Here is a 17,150-nt window from a genome sequence, read left to right on the forward strand (position 1 = left end):
TAATAATTTATTGGGAAATAAACACAAACCTAACCAGAGATTCCCTCTTGCGTCAGCAGAAGCCGAAGGCAAGGGGGATTTTTCTTTTATTTTTTCAGAAATCCTTTGGCTGTATTAAAAAAACTATTTATCTTTGCACCCGCAAACGAAGAAGGTGCCATAGCTCAGTTGGTAGAGCAAAGGACTGAAAATCCTTGTGTCCCCGGTTCGATTCCTGGTGGCACCACTTTTCGAAAGCAAGTATCGGAATGTAGCGCAGTTGGTAGCGCACTACGTTCGGGACGTAGGGGTCGGGCGTTCGAGTCGCCTCATTCCGACACAAAAAAGGTCTGATTCTCAACAAGAGTTAGACCTTTTTTGTTATATATCGGTTCACAAAAGACAATATTTTTCCAAATCCATATCAGCATGGTTGACATTTTACTCATCACATTAGGAGGGATATGCCTTATCGTAGGCTTATTGGGCTGTATCCTGCCTGTCATTCCCGGGCCGCCTATATCTTACGTCGGCTTGTTATTGCTTCACATTACGGATAGATCGCAATTTTCTACCACCCAGTTACTCGTGTGGTTGTTGCTGGTTGTGGTGGTGCAAGTGCTGGATTACTTCACTCCTGTTATAGGAAGTAAATTTAGCGGTGGAACCAAATGGGGAAGTTGGGGATGCCTGATAGGTTCTATTGTCGGAATCGTGTTTTTCAGCCCGTGGGGAATTGTTTTAGGAGCTTTCGGAGGGGCTTTTATCGGAGAACTTTTAGGAGAAAGAAGTGCCCGGGACGCCTTCAAATCGGGCATCGGGGCACTGATAGGTTTCTTGGTAGGAACAGTATTCAAAGTAGTGATATGCGGGTATTTCGTATGGTGCTTTGCCAAGGGATTACTTACCGTTGCAGCGTAATGCTCATCAATCCGATTACCACATCATTAGAAAGAGTTTCGAGAACAAGGTGAGAAAGCTTCTTACCGGGGTTCAAAGGCATTTCGAGCAACACAGCCGCTCCACCATCCAATTCACGGGAAGCACCGGGAAATCCCAACTCCTCACCGAAATTATTACTGATTTCGCCTGTTTTAAGTCGCAGGCGGTAGAGTGCCGGCGTATGGCGATTGAATGCTAAACCATCTTCAAAGAAGATGTGTTCGATAGGAGGCCAGTTATCCGGATTGCGCAAGAACATAACATCACGGGTACCGTCTTTATAATAGATACGGATAACTCCATTATCGATATGACACTGCATATGATTCGTACTGCCCGCCATAAGCAAATAAGCACGGGAAGCTTTTCCTTTGAGAGGAATTTCTAGGCTATCCGGATAATTGTCCCAAAGAGAAGTAAAAGCCACATTATGACCTTCAGCAGGAGTACGGAAAGGTATGCCCAACTCAGTATTCAATATACCATTCTGAACAGAAGAACGAAGCCCGGCATCATTAATATCCACTGTATGTAAAGGATGACACCACTCCCCGATACCCTGTTTGGGTATTTGCAAAGTAGTATAAGGAGAACGGGGAGAAAGATATTCGTTACGGAAAATATCCGTCACAGATGAGTTGAAACGGGTATCCATCACTACCGGCTCACATTTTGCAAAATGAACTTGGGTGAAAGTACTGGGTTCTATCAAACTTTGATTAGCTTCAGAATGAGGTCTGCCAACAGGATACCACCATTTCATTTCATCCTGTTGCATAGGAACAAAGCAGACAGGAGCCTCAGCATATATAACGTTGGCAGGAACTGATGCAGGAGAAGAAAACTCTTCACCACCCCATTCAATACGTACATCTGTCTCTTCACCGGAAGAGGCAGGTACCACGACAGACAGCATTGGACGAGTAATAGATTTCTCAACCAATGTCCACGTGGCAGGTTTCCCATTGATTGTGAGTTTTGCCACCTTAGAACGTTGTGCCGGAAACTGAAGTTCCAGGGTACGGACAGCAGGCAAACGATGAGTTACGACATAAGAGGTAACTCCTTCCTTATCTCCCCGCTGAAAATCGAAATCAATATCCGGTGTATGCAGAGAGGCAGACGGCCATGCGGACGGCAAACCGGGTTTCACTAACAAACGTTCGTTCATTGCATCCGGCAGAATACCATAAAGACCTTGTATCAACACGCGGGAAGCAACACCGATAGGATCACCGAAATCGCGGTAACACTCTCCACGGGCAGCATCATAGAAGCTGATCTGCCCAAAGTTGGCAGGGCTTTCACCTAAATACATACCATCCAGAATGGAACTTTTCAACAATTTGAAACCGGCATCGGTACGACCTGCCTGGAAATAAGCAAGGGCGGTATGCATCACTTCGGCAAAAGCTACATTATTAATACTCCAGGAATAAGGTAGCCAATTGGTAGTGGAAATGGTAGCATATCCTTCATCTTTCAGACCTTCGCCACGAACAGGAATATGAGGAATTTCACGGTCTACATAACTGGTGGCAAGGTATGCCTGGAAAGGATCGGCAATATCGCTGTCGAGCGCATGATAGATGGTCCACACACCGGGAGCGGTATGCAGGCGTTTATGTCCCATGAAGTCCTGGAACTCAGCCCAATGTCCACGTTCGGGCATCCAAAGGCGGGCATTCAGTGCTTTCAATATATTATCAGCTTCCTCGCGGTAAGGTGTGGAATCTTCCCCTATTTTTTCAGCAATCAGAGCAGCAAGGCGATTGGCACGATAGTTATAAGCAGTACTGTGAGTGACGGCACCGCTGTTGTAGTAGAGGGCATCGCTTGCCCAGATACAGGCGTAGGCATCGTAAAGACCGTCATTATCGGGATCATAGTTGAGCTTCTCCCAGGCAAGATGACGAGTAAATACAGGCCACATGCGACGGGCATATTCCAGATCACCGGTCCAGTTAAGATGCCACAGGAGTTCATCTATATAACAAAGATTCATATCATAATGATGCATCTGATCGTTACGACGCGGATTACGACAAATATATCCGTTACTGTACTGCGGTGTACCCCATTGCTTTACGGAACGAGCCAGAGCAAGGGCAGAATCCTGTGCAGGATGTGATATCGTATTGGGTACCTCAGTCACCTGACTGGCAGCATAGGCATCGAAATGCGTACGGGCACGATCGTGCCACCCCAAAGCATCGCCTGTATAAGCTGCACGCCAGCCGCTAAGGGGCATACGCCAACCAATGGCACCATGCAACCAGACTTCACCATCCCAAATACCATCGGCAGCTACGGCAAGGGCACCACCCAGGGTATTAAAAAATGGATCGGGAGTTGTAATCCGAATGCGGGAAGCCAGTTCGGCACGGGCTCGCTCTGATTTATCATAGAGAGCAACACCCTCTTCAAAGGAAGGAATCACCAAGGAATAATCGCGGACAAGAATATAGATATTCTGTGGATCAGTATCCAGAGCTATATCCATAGTCTGTAATTGTTCAGGGTGCTCCGGCGCATCGAAGCAACCCGGAGGATCAGCTCCCATATCACCGTTACGGCTCAGTTTGTCAAGACGGATTTCGCTCAGCAAAGAGCGTAAAGTAGCCCCCTGAGGCATATTGATGGGAGTAATCTTCCAGATAGCAGCATCTTCATCGGGCAAGGCAAGAGCGAAGATCTGCAGTTCTGCATTTTCACTCCAGGCAGGATGCGTCAGGCGATACGAACGGCGACCGGGAGTGTAGCGTGATTCACACCAGGCAGTAGAGTCAAGAGCTACAGAACTGCCATCACTCAGCAGAAGACGAAAACTGATATTCTTACTATTACGTTTCTCATAAACGGCAAAAACGGGACGGTCGCTCGTCTCTAAACGGAAAGCTGTGTGGCTGCCATAGAGAGCGCGGGTATAGCGGTTCTTACCGTTGACGCTTACAAAGTCTTCTCCATCCGGACGATATTGCAAGGTACGGGAGGCACCACGTTTATGATCGTTGAAAGAGGTGGACTCTATGCGATCGCCAGCACCTTGCGGTTTATTGCCAGTGGTATACTGTGCATAAGCGATAGCAGGCAACAGAGAGATAGCGGCATAAAGAAATATTCGTTTCATATAGGGTGATGGATAAGATGTGATAAAGAGTGATAGCACTTACGGCATCGGACTCAAACCTTCCCAACGCACATCCCATGTTCCGTCCTGCGGGAAGCCCGGATTCTTCACCTGACACCCATCCCAACCGGCACACATCAATGCTACGGCAGTCAGCAAACCACCATTACCGGGCAGGTAACAGCGCAGACGGCCATCCTGATAATTATGTCCATTCAACAGGTAGGTATTAGTGCGTTTATCCATCAGTAAAGCGCCTACAGCCTTTTCGGGTTCGCCCAGACGAGTGGCGTTCATTGCAGTCATCGGATAGTCCCACCCCCAGGTTTTCCCCCAATTCCAGTTGTCCCACACCCAGTGCAGGGTATTCTTCATATAGTCGTCACGAATGAGCTTGTTTATCGGAAGGATACCTACGGAACCGAGCACGGCCATGTGATCGCTGGTAAAACGAATATCTTTGTAAGTATCAACGGCATCTTCGGATGCCAGGTAGAGATGATCCTCGTTATAAGCAAGCGGAGAGAGTTTGTCTATCATTTCGTCCCATTCCAGATTGCGCTTTCCACCGGCACGCTCGCGCCACTTCTGGGCTGTCTGCATAGCAAAGTGCCAGTAAGAGAGTTCGAAAGGTGGGTTGATGGTGGTAGCTGCACGCAGTGTTTCCTGTGCAGGGATGGCACCTTTCAGGATGAAACGACCGTGGAATTCATCATAAGTTGCGAAAGCATACATAAACTCGGCAGTTTCCTGCACCAGTTTGTTGTACTTTTGAATCACTTCGTCTGAAGGATTGGAACGGTAAACAAGTTCGGCCAGATAAATGAAATGCGGTTGTTGCCAGATCAGGAAAGAACCTACATTGGAAGGCGCTTCCGTACCGCTAGGATCGGTCATCTTCATCCAGCGCACACCGGGAAACCCCTGGCGACGGGCTATTTCACGGGCAACGGGTTCTACGGTTTCATACCAACCCAACGTACGGTCCAGCAGATCAGTATGCCCCCAAAGCGGCTGCCAAGCTTGATGCCACCAAATCATTTCAAGATGGAACTTACCGAACCAAGAATTATAAGTCAGACCTGTCTCCTGCGGAGGTACACTACCGGCAGACTGGATAGCGAGAAGATACTGACTGAGTACCACACGACGTTCCAGCTCCTTTGCACGCGGATCGGTGCAATGTGAGAAATCGACAGCAGCGCCATTCGTCCAGAAGTTCGTCCAATGAGAGGCACTGGCAGCAGCAGTTTCTGCGAAAGAGGGCAATACCTGACCGTCAGCATAGACAGGAGGTTCACTTTCAAATACGGTTCCCTGAAAATTCGGTGTAAAGAGACAGGAGAATGCCAGCATATCTTCATCCGGAGTCAAGACGAAATAGTTCTTGGATTTCTCAGCCAGGTTGGCTTTGCCTTCCCAACGCAGGGTTACATAATAAGTGGTTTCATCGAGCACACGCTTCAGCACGGCACTTTGGGCATCCTGACGGACAATGGTTGTAGAATGTTTATCGTTCGCATCCCAATTGCAGGCATCATCAGCATGTGCACCCGTGGGATACGGAAAGCGCAGATTGACACCGGCATGTGCACGGCTGGTGACACTGGCGGAAATCATATCCTGATCGGGATGGCAGACTGTCTGTACATCGAAAGTGTTACCATTCAGTGTGAAGTGGCTGGTGATTTCACCTTTCCACATATTCAGTGTTTGGCGGATATCGGTGATATCAGATGCTTTCACTCCGTCACCCAGTTCCAAGCCAACGATCCCCAAGTGCAAGCGGTGCGGATTGACGCGGAACCAGTCGGAAGCTTCTTTTTGCCGTCCTTCTTCCTTGAACTGGCAGGCGTAGAGTTCTTCGTGTCCACGACCGAAGTCAAAGGCTTTCAGGACTTCTTCAGACTTGTATCCCTGCGGATTGGCAAATGAATGCCAGCCCCACTGGCTCTGTGTCCCCAAAGGCACACCCTTACTATACATAGACGGGAATGTTTGTAAGCCAGTAGCATCTACCGTGAACGCAAATTCACCATTACCCACGCTGAGCGAAGCCAACGAATCGAACGAGGCTACTTGAGGATTGTTACGAGTCACCAATGCTTCACGGTCTATCGGAGCTTGTTTCTCCGAACCACAAGCCGTCAGCACGAAAGCAGCGAAAAGGGAATAAAATACTTTTTTCATGGTATTCTTGATAACAGATAATTAGATTAATAGTATTTGGGGGAAGCTAACGGAAGTCGAACATCAGATTCAGCCGTAGTCCTTCGTCTCCTTTCTTGATGCGGATAATTCCCGGCTGGCTCTGTGGACCATGTTGGCTGATGGGCTTGAAACAACGGATACCCGGAATATCGAGTAAGAAAGAAATATCTCCCGCGGGGAAGTCGGGCATGGTATTGATGCCATCCTGGCGGCCGTGGGGTTCTTCGGGCGTGAATACCCGCAAGAAGATGCCATCACTGGCGGCATACACAGTGAAAGGAACCGTAGGACTTTGCAGGGTAGCCCAATAGAAGTTGGCATGATAGCCCTTGAATTCGGGGTACACAAGGCGGTCGGTGCTTTCACCGGTAATGGTGTTGTTATAATCTTTCTGCCAGATGCCATAATTGGCACCGGGGATACGGTTCTTCCAAACACGGTACGGGCCACGTCCCATCCAGCGCATGCCGGAGCACTCGGATTCGGGATATGAGAAGGTGAGCCCGAGGTTCAGGACTTCGGTGTCGGTAAAGGCATCGTCGAAGCCACCGCCACCGGAAGCACGGTTCAACAGCACGGCATCCATAGAGAGGAGACCAGCTGGGGTAAGACGCCAGACGATGGAATCGGCAGCACCCCGATAGCGTGCACAAAGAACAGCATCACCATTTTCCGTACGAGCGGAGAGATTAGACAGGATCATCTTCATACCCACGGCAACGGGACCATCTTTCAGAGGGATAACCCGACTGTCGGCATTCCTTATCACAGAAGTGATAGTAGCGTCACTCTTCCGGAAAGAGACGGTAACGGCAGGAGAATGCAAAGTAATCAGAGTATCGGTTTCTTCAACACGGCAATTACCCGTGACTGAAGTTTGTGAAGCGGACGAATGAGCATTTGCCTCCAGTTCACCTTGCAGATAATCTTTCGCATAATGTATCGGGAAGGTACGTGTACAGATACTTTCGCCATCCACTCCATACGCTTCAAGTTCCAGAATGTCCCCCTCAAAAAGCTTGGGAGCAGTGATTCGGGCGAACCCAGTCTCACCGGGAACCAACGAAGGAAGTTGTACCATTCCGCTATCTACTACCTGACGCCAGGCTTGGGCACCTCCATCGGCTACAGATACCGGGCTGCCCACAGTTTCACCTTGCAACGGCGATGCACAATGGAGTACGCGCCAACGCATGGAACACTTGTCTAGGTTCGTAAACAGGAATCGGTTCGACACCCGGAATTCACCACGGAACGAGGGGGTAATCATCAGAGGCTCCACATAGATAGGTGACCAGACTTCACGGACAGAATAGTAACTGCCCTCCTTTTCGCGATAGGGACCGAGGATACCATCCGGGGCATTGTAATCTTCACTATCCAGTGCTCCGCCACGGTCGGAACGGCGTACAGCTTCGTCGCTGTATGCCCACATGAAACCTCCGGCAAAGAGAGGATGGGCGGTGTAACGTGCCCAGAAATCCTCCAGTCCGGCACCATGTCCCTGGTCGTACTGGCCATGCATGAATTCGGCAGGCATGAAGACTTTATAGCCATTGGTAAAACGGGCCACTCCGGTGAGATAAGCAGGATAGTGGTGTGTATCGAGTTCGTCGAAATCCGCCCAGGGGTGGATGACATGACGTTTTTGCGGGTCGTAAGTACGGAACAGGCTATCAATTGCAGTATTCCATCCACCTTCGTTACCATTACTCCAGAGCACGATACAGGGATGATTCACGTCACGCGTCAACATTTCACGAACAAGACGAGTACCTGTAGGGGTATCATAAGCATCTTGCCAACCAGCCAACTCGTCGATGTAGAGTAAACCAAGGGAGTCGCAGGCATCCAGGAAGTGTTCATCAGGGGGATAGTGAGAACGGACGGCATTCATGTTCATCTCTTTTATAAGCTTGACATCCTGTATGCTGAGTTCTTTATTCGTAGTTCGTCCGCCATCGGGGTGGAAGGTGTGTCGATTGATGCCTTTCATAACAAGCTTGGTACCGTTCAGGTAGAGTCCGTCGCGAGGACGGAAATCAATGGTGCGGAAGCCGATGCGGGTATCCATGGAGTGAATGACGTTTCCTTCCTTACCGAGCAGAGAAACTGTAAGCCGATAGAGTACAGGAGACTCAGGAGTCCACGGAGATATACCGTCGAAATGAGCAGTCAGCAACTGAACGGAATCTTTAGTAACTTTCACGGGACGGTGTTCGGCATCCTTGGCAGATATCGGCGCCACTTCCATGGAAAGACTTTCTTCTCCGGTAGTACCTTGCAAATGTACTTCTACTTTTAGCTCTCCATCCGCACGGGCATCTACAGCCAGACGTTCGATATGCGTAGCCGGCTTTGCTTCCAGCCATACGGGGCGATATATTCCACCAAAGAGCCACCAGTCCGCCTTGCGCTCGGCAGCGTTGATGGACTTGTTGTCAGAGTGCTTCTTTACACGAACTTCAATTTGATTGTTGCTTCCGAATTTCAGCAGATCGGTGACGTCATAAGAGAAGCGATAGAAGCCTCCCTGATGTACGGGGCCTGCGGATTGGCCATTGACGAAGACTTCGGTATCAGTCATTACGCCACCAAACCAGAGGCGTACATTCTGTCCCTGCCAGTTGCGGGGAACACGGAAAGAGCGCTTATAAGTACCTTCTTCCATCGAAGGATTCTTCACTCCGGCTTTCTTATACCAACGGCCATAGGTATATTCACCGAAGCCTTGCAGTTCCCATTGTGAAGGAACTTCTATTTTACTCCAACGCCCGCTGTTGTGTCCTTCGGATACACGAAACTGCCAGGTTACGGTGTTACCCAACCCTGTGCCGGAAAGATATTGACGTTCTGTTTCCTGAGCTTGTACAACCCAAGCTGTCAGTAAGAAAAGGATGGTACCCAAAAAGTGCTTTCTACTCATAGTATTTGGCTTTATTATTCGATTTTACAAAGAAAGACATTCTCTGGCAAATAATAAATAAGCAGAATGATTTTCTGGCTGTACAAAATGACGGAGAGAGAATCTCCGCTTCTTCCCACTTAACTCTTTATATCACAAGAAGTCACTCATTCCGCCTCACTGCGAACAAAAAGCTATCAAAACAATCCTTTTCCCAACAGAACATTTTCCACAAACAGTTCAAATAGAATCCGGCTGCATAATCTATAGAATATAAATGCAGTATTTCCGTATAAAACAGACAACGAATGCAATACTTATGCAAGAAACTATAGTTCTTTCACAAAGGAACTATAGATCTAACGCAAACAATCTATAAATGAAACACGTCTGATCTATAGATGAAGAACAAACGATCCATGGATCGAACATAAACGGTCTATAGATGGGAAGCAAACTATGTGTTTTCAGTGGACAGACCATCTGTTTTTCTTTTTTCAGAGTTGTACGTATTTCTGTATTCCACTCTCAATCAACAATATGCTGATTTCCGTTCGTTTCTTTTCGTTCTCCCCCTCCGTCGGACGGAAATATCACATTCTCATTATGCATAAAAAGCAAAGTGTCAAAGTGCTTTCCGCTTTAACTTTACAATAAATCTTCCTCCTCTACATTCGTCTCACGCCCGAAAGACCTGTATTCTAATGGAGTAAATCCTGTACGTTTTTTGAAGAGAGAGAAAAAGTGTTCAGTAGATTTATAATCGAGCATAAACGAAATTTCCTTTACCGATTGGGAAGTGCCAACCAGTAACTGCTTTGCCTTACGCAACTTAAGTTCCTGGAAATACTTAGCAGGCGCATATCCCGTATAATCCTTAAAAACCTTACGAAACCAAGAATAACTGATATTCAATTTCATGGCCAACTCTTCCGGGTCAATATCCTTGAATATATTCTCATTCATAATAATTTTCGCCTGTTCAATCTTTTGATCAACATCACCCATCTCGAATATCTTATTCTTGGATATGGAAAGAATCATTCCTATCATGTGCAATACAATACCTGAAAGATATTGCTGGGATGAAATCTTATCAGCTTCAGCTATCTCCAATGCACGTGAAAAAAGGGTAACCAGTTCCTCGTTCAGACCTACTTCCAGTATTTGATTGTCTTTAGAGAGGAAGCCTCCTCTCAGCATATCATCGATGACCGGCCCCTCAAAACCGATATAATATTCATTCCAACCTGTTTGCTGATATGGATGATACGTATGCCATTGCCCAGGGAAAAGAACCATAAGTCTGCCTTTACAGACTTGTTTCTCCGGAGTAGTATCGGAAGCAAACAAACCTCGTCCTTTAGTTATATAAACCAACTGATATTCACGTAAAACACGCCCCTTCTGGGCATTGAAGAAATAGCCTGAAGGGTGATCCTTCAAGGGATAAGGAGAATTTGGCTGAATGGACTGGAAACCCACGGTATTTACCCACAGACCAAATTTCTGGTCCATATCATTCACTATCAAATATTTGAATTCAACCCCTAAATCATTATAGTTCTTAGTCATAACACGTGTTTTACATAATAGATATGTGGCAAAAATAGAAATTATTTATGAATAAAAAAATGTCCGTTCCGGCTTTATTCTAAAATATACCGGAGCGGACTAATAAAAACGAGTAATAGGGGAAAGATTATTTTTTTACAACAATTTTATCATATTGTTCTTCGGCCTTTATTTCTGTGTACTTGGGTGCATCTATCATTTCAACCAATGCACGGAGTACAGGGCCTTCACCCATAGGATCATTTTCCTGTGTAGGACGGTTATAATAATATACCAATGAAGGCATGATACCTGTTCCTACACAAATAGAAGTAACATCTCCATTATCAGAAATCTTTTTCATCATACCTTTCAATCCCTGCTCAGCTACGTAAATGAAATCAGGATGTAGCCATCCTTCTTTCACACCACGGGCAATACCAAAAACAAACATTGCTGTTCCTGTGATTTCCTCATAAGAATCTTCTTTATCCAACAACTGATGCCAAAGTCCATTCTTACCTTGATAACGGGCTACACCACTTGCTTGTTGGCGGAAATTTTCGATAACAGCTTCACGCATCGGATGATCTTTCGGCATCATACTAAGCAGATCAGCCTGTGCCATAAATACCCATCCGTTAGCACGGCTCCAGTGAGCTACTCCATGCTCCTTGTTATCCGTATGATAACAATGATAATAAATCTGTTTTTCAGGACACCAAAGATAACGGGTATAGTTTAGCACCTGATTGGCTGCATCATTAAAATACTTCTCATCACCAGTCATCTTACCCATGCGTGCCAGAAAAGAAATTGCCATAAAGGCATCATCTGCCCAAATCGTATTGACATGCGGCCATATACGGGCAATAGTTCCATCCACCAAACGAGGTTCACCGTAATTCAGGTGTTCGGCTGTTTCGTTAACATAATCCAGAAAAGATTGATTAGGATATCTCATCTGCAGTTCAATCAGACTGGCTCCCATCGGGCCATTATCATCCAGACGCTTGCCACGGAAGATCATGTGCCAACTCAATTTTCGCACGGCATTCCAACCATCTTGTTTAAAGGCCTCATCGTACTGTTTGCGAAAGAATTCGAGATTACCTTCATTGAACACAAAATTCATGTTCTTCAAAACATATTTCTCATACTTCTTGTCAGCAAGTTTATCCCCCAGTTCCATGAGAGCCATATTGGTTACACCATTCGTATAATGCCAGTTATTGTACTTGCATGCTACCTTCACATTCATGTCAAGAGGTAATTTCTTGACGGACTTATAAGTTTCACCAGTCTTCGTATTCTTAAACTCGTATGTGGTACTGGCAAGAATGCGGTCTGCAATCTTTACAGCAGCTTCTCTTGCCGTCATATTGGTCTGGGCGGCGAGAGTTGTTACTGCCAGCAGCAGAGCGAGAGAAAAGAATATTCGCTTCATATTATACTTTTAAAGAATTAGTAAAGTAGATAGTAGCCAATAAGAAATGCCTACTATCTACTTAAGAATCATTTAGGCAGATTGAATGCACGAGTCATTTCCTGCATTTGTTCCTGGCTCATACCGTCAGGTTCAAAGCCCATATTTTTGGCAGCAATATAAATCAGGGCAGACTTATTCAGTACATCCACCTGATCGAAAGCCGACATGATATCCACATCTACTGCGAATACACCATGCTTTTCCCACATAGCCACATCATAATCTTCCAATTGCTCAATAGTAGCCTCTGCCAATTGTACGGAGCTTGGCAATTCATAAGGAATGATACCCAAACCACGCGGACAGAAAGCCTTAGTTTCGGGAATCATACTCCAAAGCAAATTGGTAGCAACATCTTTTTCAAGGAATTTCTTACAATGAGTCATAGCAATCAATTCAATGGGATGAGTATGCAATGAAGCTTTATAAGGCGAACCTTTCTCAATCAGACGATTGTGTACACTGAGATGGGCAGGTAATTCAGAAGTAGGCATCACAGGATGATCCGCAATAATCACATAGCTGGCACAGTCATCCAGAATACGGATTACAGAACCATGTTCCATCGGCCAACGAGCCAAATCGCGCATACGCTTATTAGTTCCTTTGCAATAGAAATAACAGCCTTTCAGATAAGGTAGAGTAGCACCTATCTGCTTTACATCACTAATAGCAGGCAACGACTTTATCTCATCGTCTACAAATTCAGTAATATTCAGTGTGATGTTGCCGCCATTACGTTCAGCCCATCCTTTTTGCCAGAGATATCCAGCAACTTCTGCCGCTTGATTGACTGCATAGGTCAATGCCTGGCGATTTACGAGAATTGATTTCATATTAATATAATTTAGTTACCACTTTATACCTGTGCCATTGCCACTACTATAATGGAAGATATCAGAACCACCAAGCCTAAGATAAGAACGGCAATCGTAGTATTGCTGACACCTTTCCACTCTTTCAGTAAAATACCCCAAACATTACTGAACGTAACATTCAGTGACATCAGGATACTCCAAGAGAAAGCAAGAAGTATAGGGCTGTCTGTCAGGAAACTCTTACCCATTTCAAGCCCAAAGAACTGTGAATACCACAGTACACCGGCAAGAGCACAAAATAAGAGATTATTCGTCAGTACCACACCTTTTACAGAGAAATATTCCTTACCGGTTTTATTCTTGATATTCTGCCAGATGCAATAAATAGCATTCGTACAGAAGCCACCGAGAGTAACCAAGAAAATTACGGGTAAACCAGCATAAAGAGCTTCTACTCCACCTGCCAAAGCTGCTTCTTTTATAGGTGTTCCGGCATCCAGTCCAAGAGCAAAACACGCACTCATCACACCTGCCAGCAATGCCACGAGCAAACCTTTCGTCAAAGCAAAGTCCTTAACAGCTGCCCGTTTTTCTTCTTCCGTCATATTCTTAGAGCGAAGGCTACCAGCATATCCGATGATAGCAATACCAGCCAGCGTTATACAGACGCCAATAAGTAGCATCAGTCCTTCACCATGCAGCAAATCTTTTCCGGTAAACAAAGCGGGAAAGAGTGTTCCGAATCCAGCACATGTACCAAGAGCAATACTTTGTCCAAGTGCTACACCCAGATAACGCATACTCAACCCGAAAGTTAATCCACCAACGCCCCACAAGACGCCATAAATCATTGCAGGCAAAGCACCACCTGCTCCCCAGAGTTCTAACAGTGAACTTCCTGCCGGAATAGCAAGCAATGCCCCCAACAACGGAAAAACAAGCCACGCAAAGATTCCCTGTACAAGCCAGAAACTTTCCCATGACCAATTTTTCACCTTATTGATAGGCACATACGAACTACTCTGTCCGAAACTCCCGATAGCTATAATCAACAATCCTATCAGTGTATTCATGATAATAACATTTAGTGATTAGTGATAAGTGCTTAGCACAGGAAAACGCACAAAGATACAGCTTTCCCACCAAACACTCATCACTAACCATTAATCACTTAATTACGTTTCGACGTAACGTCTGCTTCGTATTTCTGTATCTCAGTAATGAATTCTTCACCTACAGGTACACCGTTCTTTAAGCAGAACATATCCCAAACTGCATTCCAAGGTAAAGATTTTCCTTCTTCGAGCAAAGCAAGACGCTCAAATAACTGATCATTTGCTTCATATTTGCGCAAAGTATCCAGTGGTTCCAACAGAGCTTGCAACACACATTTCTGTGTAGCACGGCTACCTATAACATACGCACCGATACGGTTAATAGAAGCATCAAAATAATCCAGACCGATATGTACGCGATCCAAAGCATTACAACGTACAATTTCTTTGCAGAGATCCATTGTTTCATCATTCATAATCGTCACGTGGTCAGAATCCCAACGTACCGGACGGCTCACATGCAACATGATTTCCGGAATGAATAATAATAAAGAAGACAGTTTGTCCGCAACGCTTTCAGTCGGGTGGAAGTGACCTGTATCCAGTGTAACAATCTTATTACGGCTCACACCATAACCAATATAGAAGTCATTGGAACCTACCGTATAACTTTCCAGACCGATACCAAATACTTTAGACTCTACACAGTCTTTCATATTCTTGTATTCCACTTCGAAAATGCGATCCAGAGAATCCTTCAGTAATTCACGATACAACATACGGTTCACAGTGATATCCTTGCTGCCATCATGTACCCACAGATTCATGATACAAGGATCACCCTGGCGCTTACCCATCTCTTCTGCAATAGCACGGCAACGCTTTGTATGCTCTACCCAGAAGTCACGAATACCTTTATCAGGATTAGAAAGGGAAAGATTACCACTCTTCGGATGAGAGAAAGAAGTGGAATTGAAATCCAACTTCATATTATTTTCAGCTGCCCACTGTATCCAACTTTCGAAGTGAGCCGGTTCTACCTGGTCACGGTCAACAAATTTGCCACCGAAGTCACCATAGATTTCATGAAGATTCAAGCGGTGAGTTCCAGGAATATAGCTGGCTGCTTTCAATACGTCTTGTCTCAGTTCTTCCATATTACGAGCCTTGCCAGGATAGTTTCCGGTAGCCTGAATGCCTCCGGTCAATGCACCCTGTGCTTCAAATCCGGCTACATCATCTGCCTGCCAGCAATGCAGGGAGAGGGAAATCTTTTGCAAGGTGTCCATTGCTTTCTCTACATCTACGCCGATAGCTGCGTAACGTTCTTTTGCCACTTCATAGGCTTTTTGAATCAATTCTTCTTTCATGATGGTACTAGTTTTTTAGTTATTAGTTATAATTTATTAGTTATACGTTATCACTGACAAGTAATATTAGGCTAACTGCAAGAAATGCAGATAAGCGGTATTCCAAACTTCAACGTTCTCCGGAGTAAAAGTCTTCAATGGAATAGAACGATTGATAAGTTGGCGCATGGAAACAATGTCACTTGCTGCACCTGCTGTGAGAGCTTGTATCATTACGTTGCCGATAGCGGTCGCCTCCGACGGTCCGGCAACAACAGGAATACCTACCGCATTGGCAGTCCACTGATTCAGCAAATCATTACGGCTTCCTCCTCCAATAACGTGCAGTACTTCTACAGGACGGGGAGAAAGGCTACACAGGTTCTCCAAAACTTGGCGATAGCGCAGTGACAGGCTTTCAAAAATACAACGTACAATTTGTCCACGTGTCTCCGGTATCGGTTGATGATGGTCAGCGCAATAAGTACGAATAGCCTGTTCCATATTCATCGGGTTGGCAAACAGAACATCATCCGGATTTATCAGACTACGGAAAGGTTCGCATGCCTCTGCTTCAGCAATCAGCTCAGGATAAGATATTTCTTCCCAATCGCAACGGCAGCGTTCCAACAACCACATGCCACAAATATTCTTCAGTAAACGAATCGTCCCCGCAACACCTCCTTCATTCGTGAAGTTCAGTGCTTCTGTTTCTTCATTAATAACCGGTGCATCTGTCTCCACTCCCATCAATGACCATGTGCCACTGCTCAGATAAGCAAAGTTACGGTCCAATGCTGGTACGGCAGCCACAGCGGAAGCCGTGTCATGTCCGGCAACTGCAATCACAGGTATTGCTCCCAGTCCGGTAATCGTTTGTATTTCTTTGGTCAATACGCCTATTTTCTCACCCGGATATACAAAACGCCCGAAGTTATCTTCCGTTAATCCAAGCTCTTTCAGCAATGCCGGTTCCAGACGACGCGTTTCAGCATTTACCAATTGAGCCGTACTGGCAATGGTATATTCAGTCACCATCTCTCCGGTCAGTAAATAACTAAGTGCATCCGGCATGAAAAGGATCTTATCAGCCATTTCCAGTGCACTATCCTTATTCCGGCGTAAAGTATCCAACTGGAAAAGCGAATTGAAATTCATGATCTGAATACCTGTCCATCCATATACCTGCTTGCGGGGAACGCGGGCAAAAAAAGCCTCAGGAGCTCCCATCGTATGCGGATCACGATAAGAATAGGGCTGACGAAGCAAACCACCATCTTTACCCACACATACAAAATCGACTCCCCAGGTATCAATTCCAATAGAGGTTATCTGCACATCATCCATCCGGGCAGCCAGTTTCAAACCTTCCAGAATATGACGGTACAATTCGTAGATATCCCAGTAGTAATGTCCTCCAACTTCAATCAGATGGTTAGGGAAGCGGTTCACATCTTGTAGTTCTAATCCTTGCGGAGTGAATGCTCCCAGTATGGTACGGCCGCTGGTAGCACCCAAATCAACCGCAAAAAAGCAATGTTTCATGATATTAAATAGATTTTTGACGATACAAAAATAGGGGATTACTCCCCTATACTCTGTATTAGTTTTGATTGAAAAGATGTTATTTCTGATATTCTTACCACAAAGGATACTGTATATGCAAACGCTCAAAAGATAATATGGTACATAAATGATAATTTAGCGCAGAACGCTAA

10 protein-coding genes and 2 tRNA genes are annotated in these 17,150 nt (G+C 45.6%); 3 read left to right on the plus strand and 9 right to left on the minus strand.

Going from position 1 to position 17,150, the window contains the following annotated elements:
- Positions 1-153: 153 nt before the first annotated feature.
- The 3 genes from BACINT_RS02660 to BACINT_RS02670 all read left to right on the plus strand — a co-directional run bounded on the left by BACINT_RS02660 (position 154) and on the right by BACINT_RS02670 (position 900).
- Positions 154-226 (plus strand) — tRNA-Phe (locus BACINT_RS02660).
- A gap of 18 nt (positions 227-244) precedes the next feature.
- Positions 245-317: transfer RNA gene (locus BACINT_RS02665), tRNA-Pro, on the plus strand.
- 91 nt (positions 318-408) lie between these two features.
- Positions 409-900, plus strand: coding sequence for a DUF456 domain-containing protein (locus tag BACINT_RS02670; protein WP_007660377.1), 492 nt, complete (start codon positions 409-411; stop codon positions 898-900).
- Here BACINT_RS02670 and BACINT_RS02675 read toward each other — a convergent pair.
- From BACINT_RS02675 to BACINT_RS02715, 9 genes are all read right to left on the minus strand, one after another.
- The gene (locus BACINT_RS02675; RefSeq protein ID WP_007660378.1) at positions 884-4,051 is read right to left on the minus strand and encodes a DUF4450 domain-containing protein; all 3,168 of its coding nucleotides are present in this window, start codon (positions 4,049-4,051) and stop codon (positions 884-886) included. The two genes, BACINT_RS02670 and BACINT_RS02675, sit on opposite strands and share 17 nt — an antisense overlap.
- Before the next feature lie 39 nt (positions 4,052-4,090).
- Positions 4,091-6,241, minus strand: a complete 2,151-nt coding sequence (locus BACINT_RS02680) for a hypothetical protein (RefSeq protein WP_007660379.1) — start codon at positions 6,239-6,241, stop codon at positions 4,091-4,093.
- A gap of 46 nt (positions 6,242-6,287) precedes the next feature.
- Entirely contained in the window at positions 6,288-9,188 is a 2,901-nt protein-coding gene (locus BACINT_RS02685) for a glycoside hydrolase family 2 protein (protein WP_007660380.1), read from the minus strand.
- 627 nt (positions 9,189-9,815) lie between these two features.
- Positions 9,816-10,742 (minus strand): helix-turn-helix domain-containing protein, encoded by a 927-nt coding sequence (locus BACINT_RS02690; RefSeq protein WP_007660388.1) that lies wholly within the window; start codon positions 10,740-10,742, stop codon positions 9,816-9,818.
- A 127-nt stretch (positions 10,743-10,869) separates the two neighbouring features.
- Positions 10,870-12,168, minus strand: coding sequence for a glycoside hydrolase family 88/105 protein (locus BACINT_RS02695; RefSeq protein WP_007660389.1), 1,299 nt, complete (start codon positions 12,166-12,168; stop codon positions 10,870-10,872).
- Between the two features lie 68 nt (positions 12,169-12,236).
- Positions 12,237-13,046, minus strand: coding sequence for a rhamnulose-1-phosphate aldolase (gene rhaD, locus BACINT_RS02700; RefSeq protein WP_007660390.1), 810 nt, complete (start codon positions 13,044-13,046; stop codon positions 12,237-12,239).
- Positions 13,047-13,069: 23 nt separating this feature from the next.
- Positions 13,070-14,101, minus strand: coding sequence for an L-rhamnose/proton symporter RhaT (gene rhaT / locus BACINT_RS02705; RefSeq protein ID WP_007660391.1), 1,032 nt, complete (start codon positions 14,099-14,101; stop codon positions 13,070-13,072).
- Positions 14,102-14,199: 98 nt separating this feature from the next.
- Positions 14,200-15,453 carry an L-rhamnose isomerase gene (locus BACINT_RS02710; RefSeq protein WP_007660398.1) on the minus strand — a complete coding sequence of 418 codons (1,254 nt, stop codon included), beginning with the start codon at positions 15,451-15,453 and terminating at the stop codon, positions 14,200-14,202.
- A 66-nt stretch (positions 15,454-15,519) separates the two neighbouring features.
- Complete coding sequence (locus BACINT_RS02715; protein ID WP_007660402.1) at positions 15,520-16,977, minus strand: rhamnulokinase; 1,458 nt, start codon at positions 16,975-16,977, stop codon at positions 15,520-15,522.
- Positions 16,978-17,150 lie beyond the last annotated feature (173 nt).

This window comes from Bacteroides intestinalis DSM 17393, assembly GCF_000172175.1.
GTDB lineage: Bacteria > Bacteroidota > Bacteroidia > Bacteroidales > Bacteroidaceae > Bacteroides > Bacteroides intestinalis.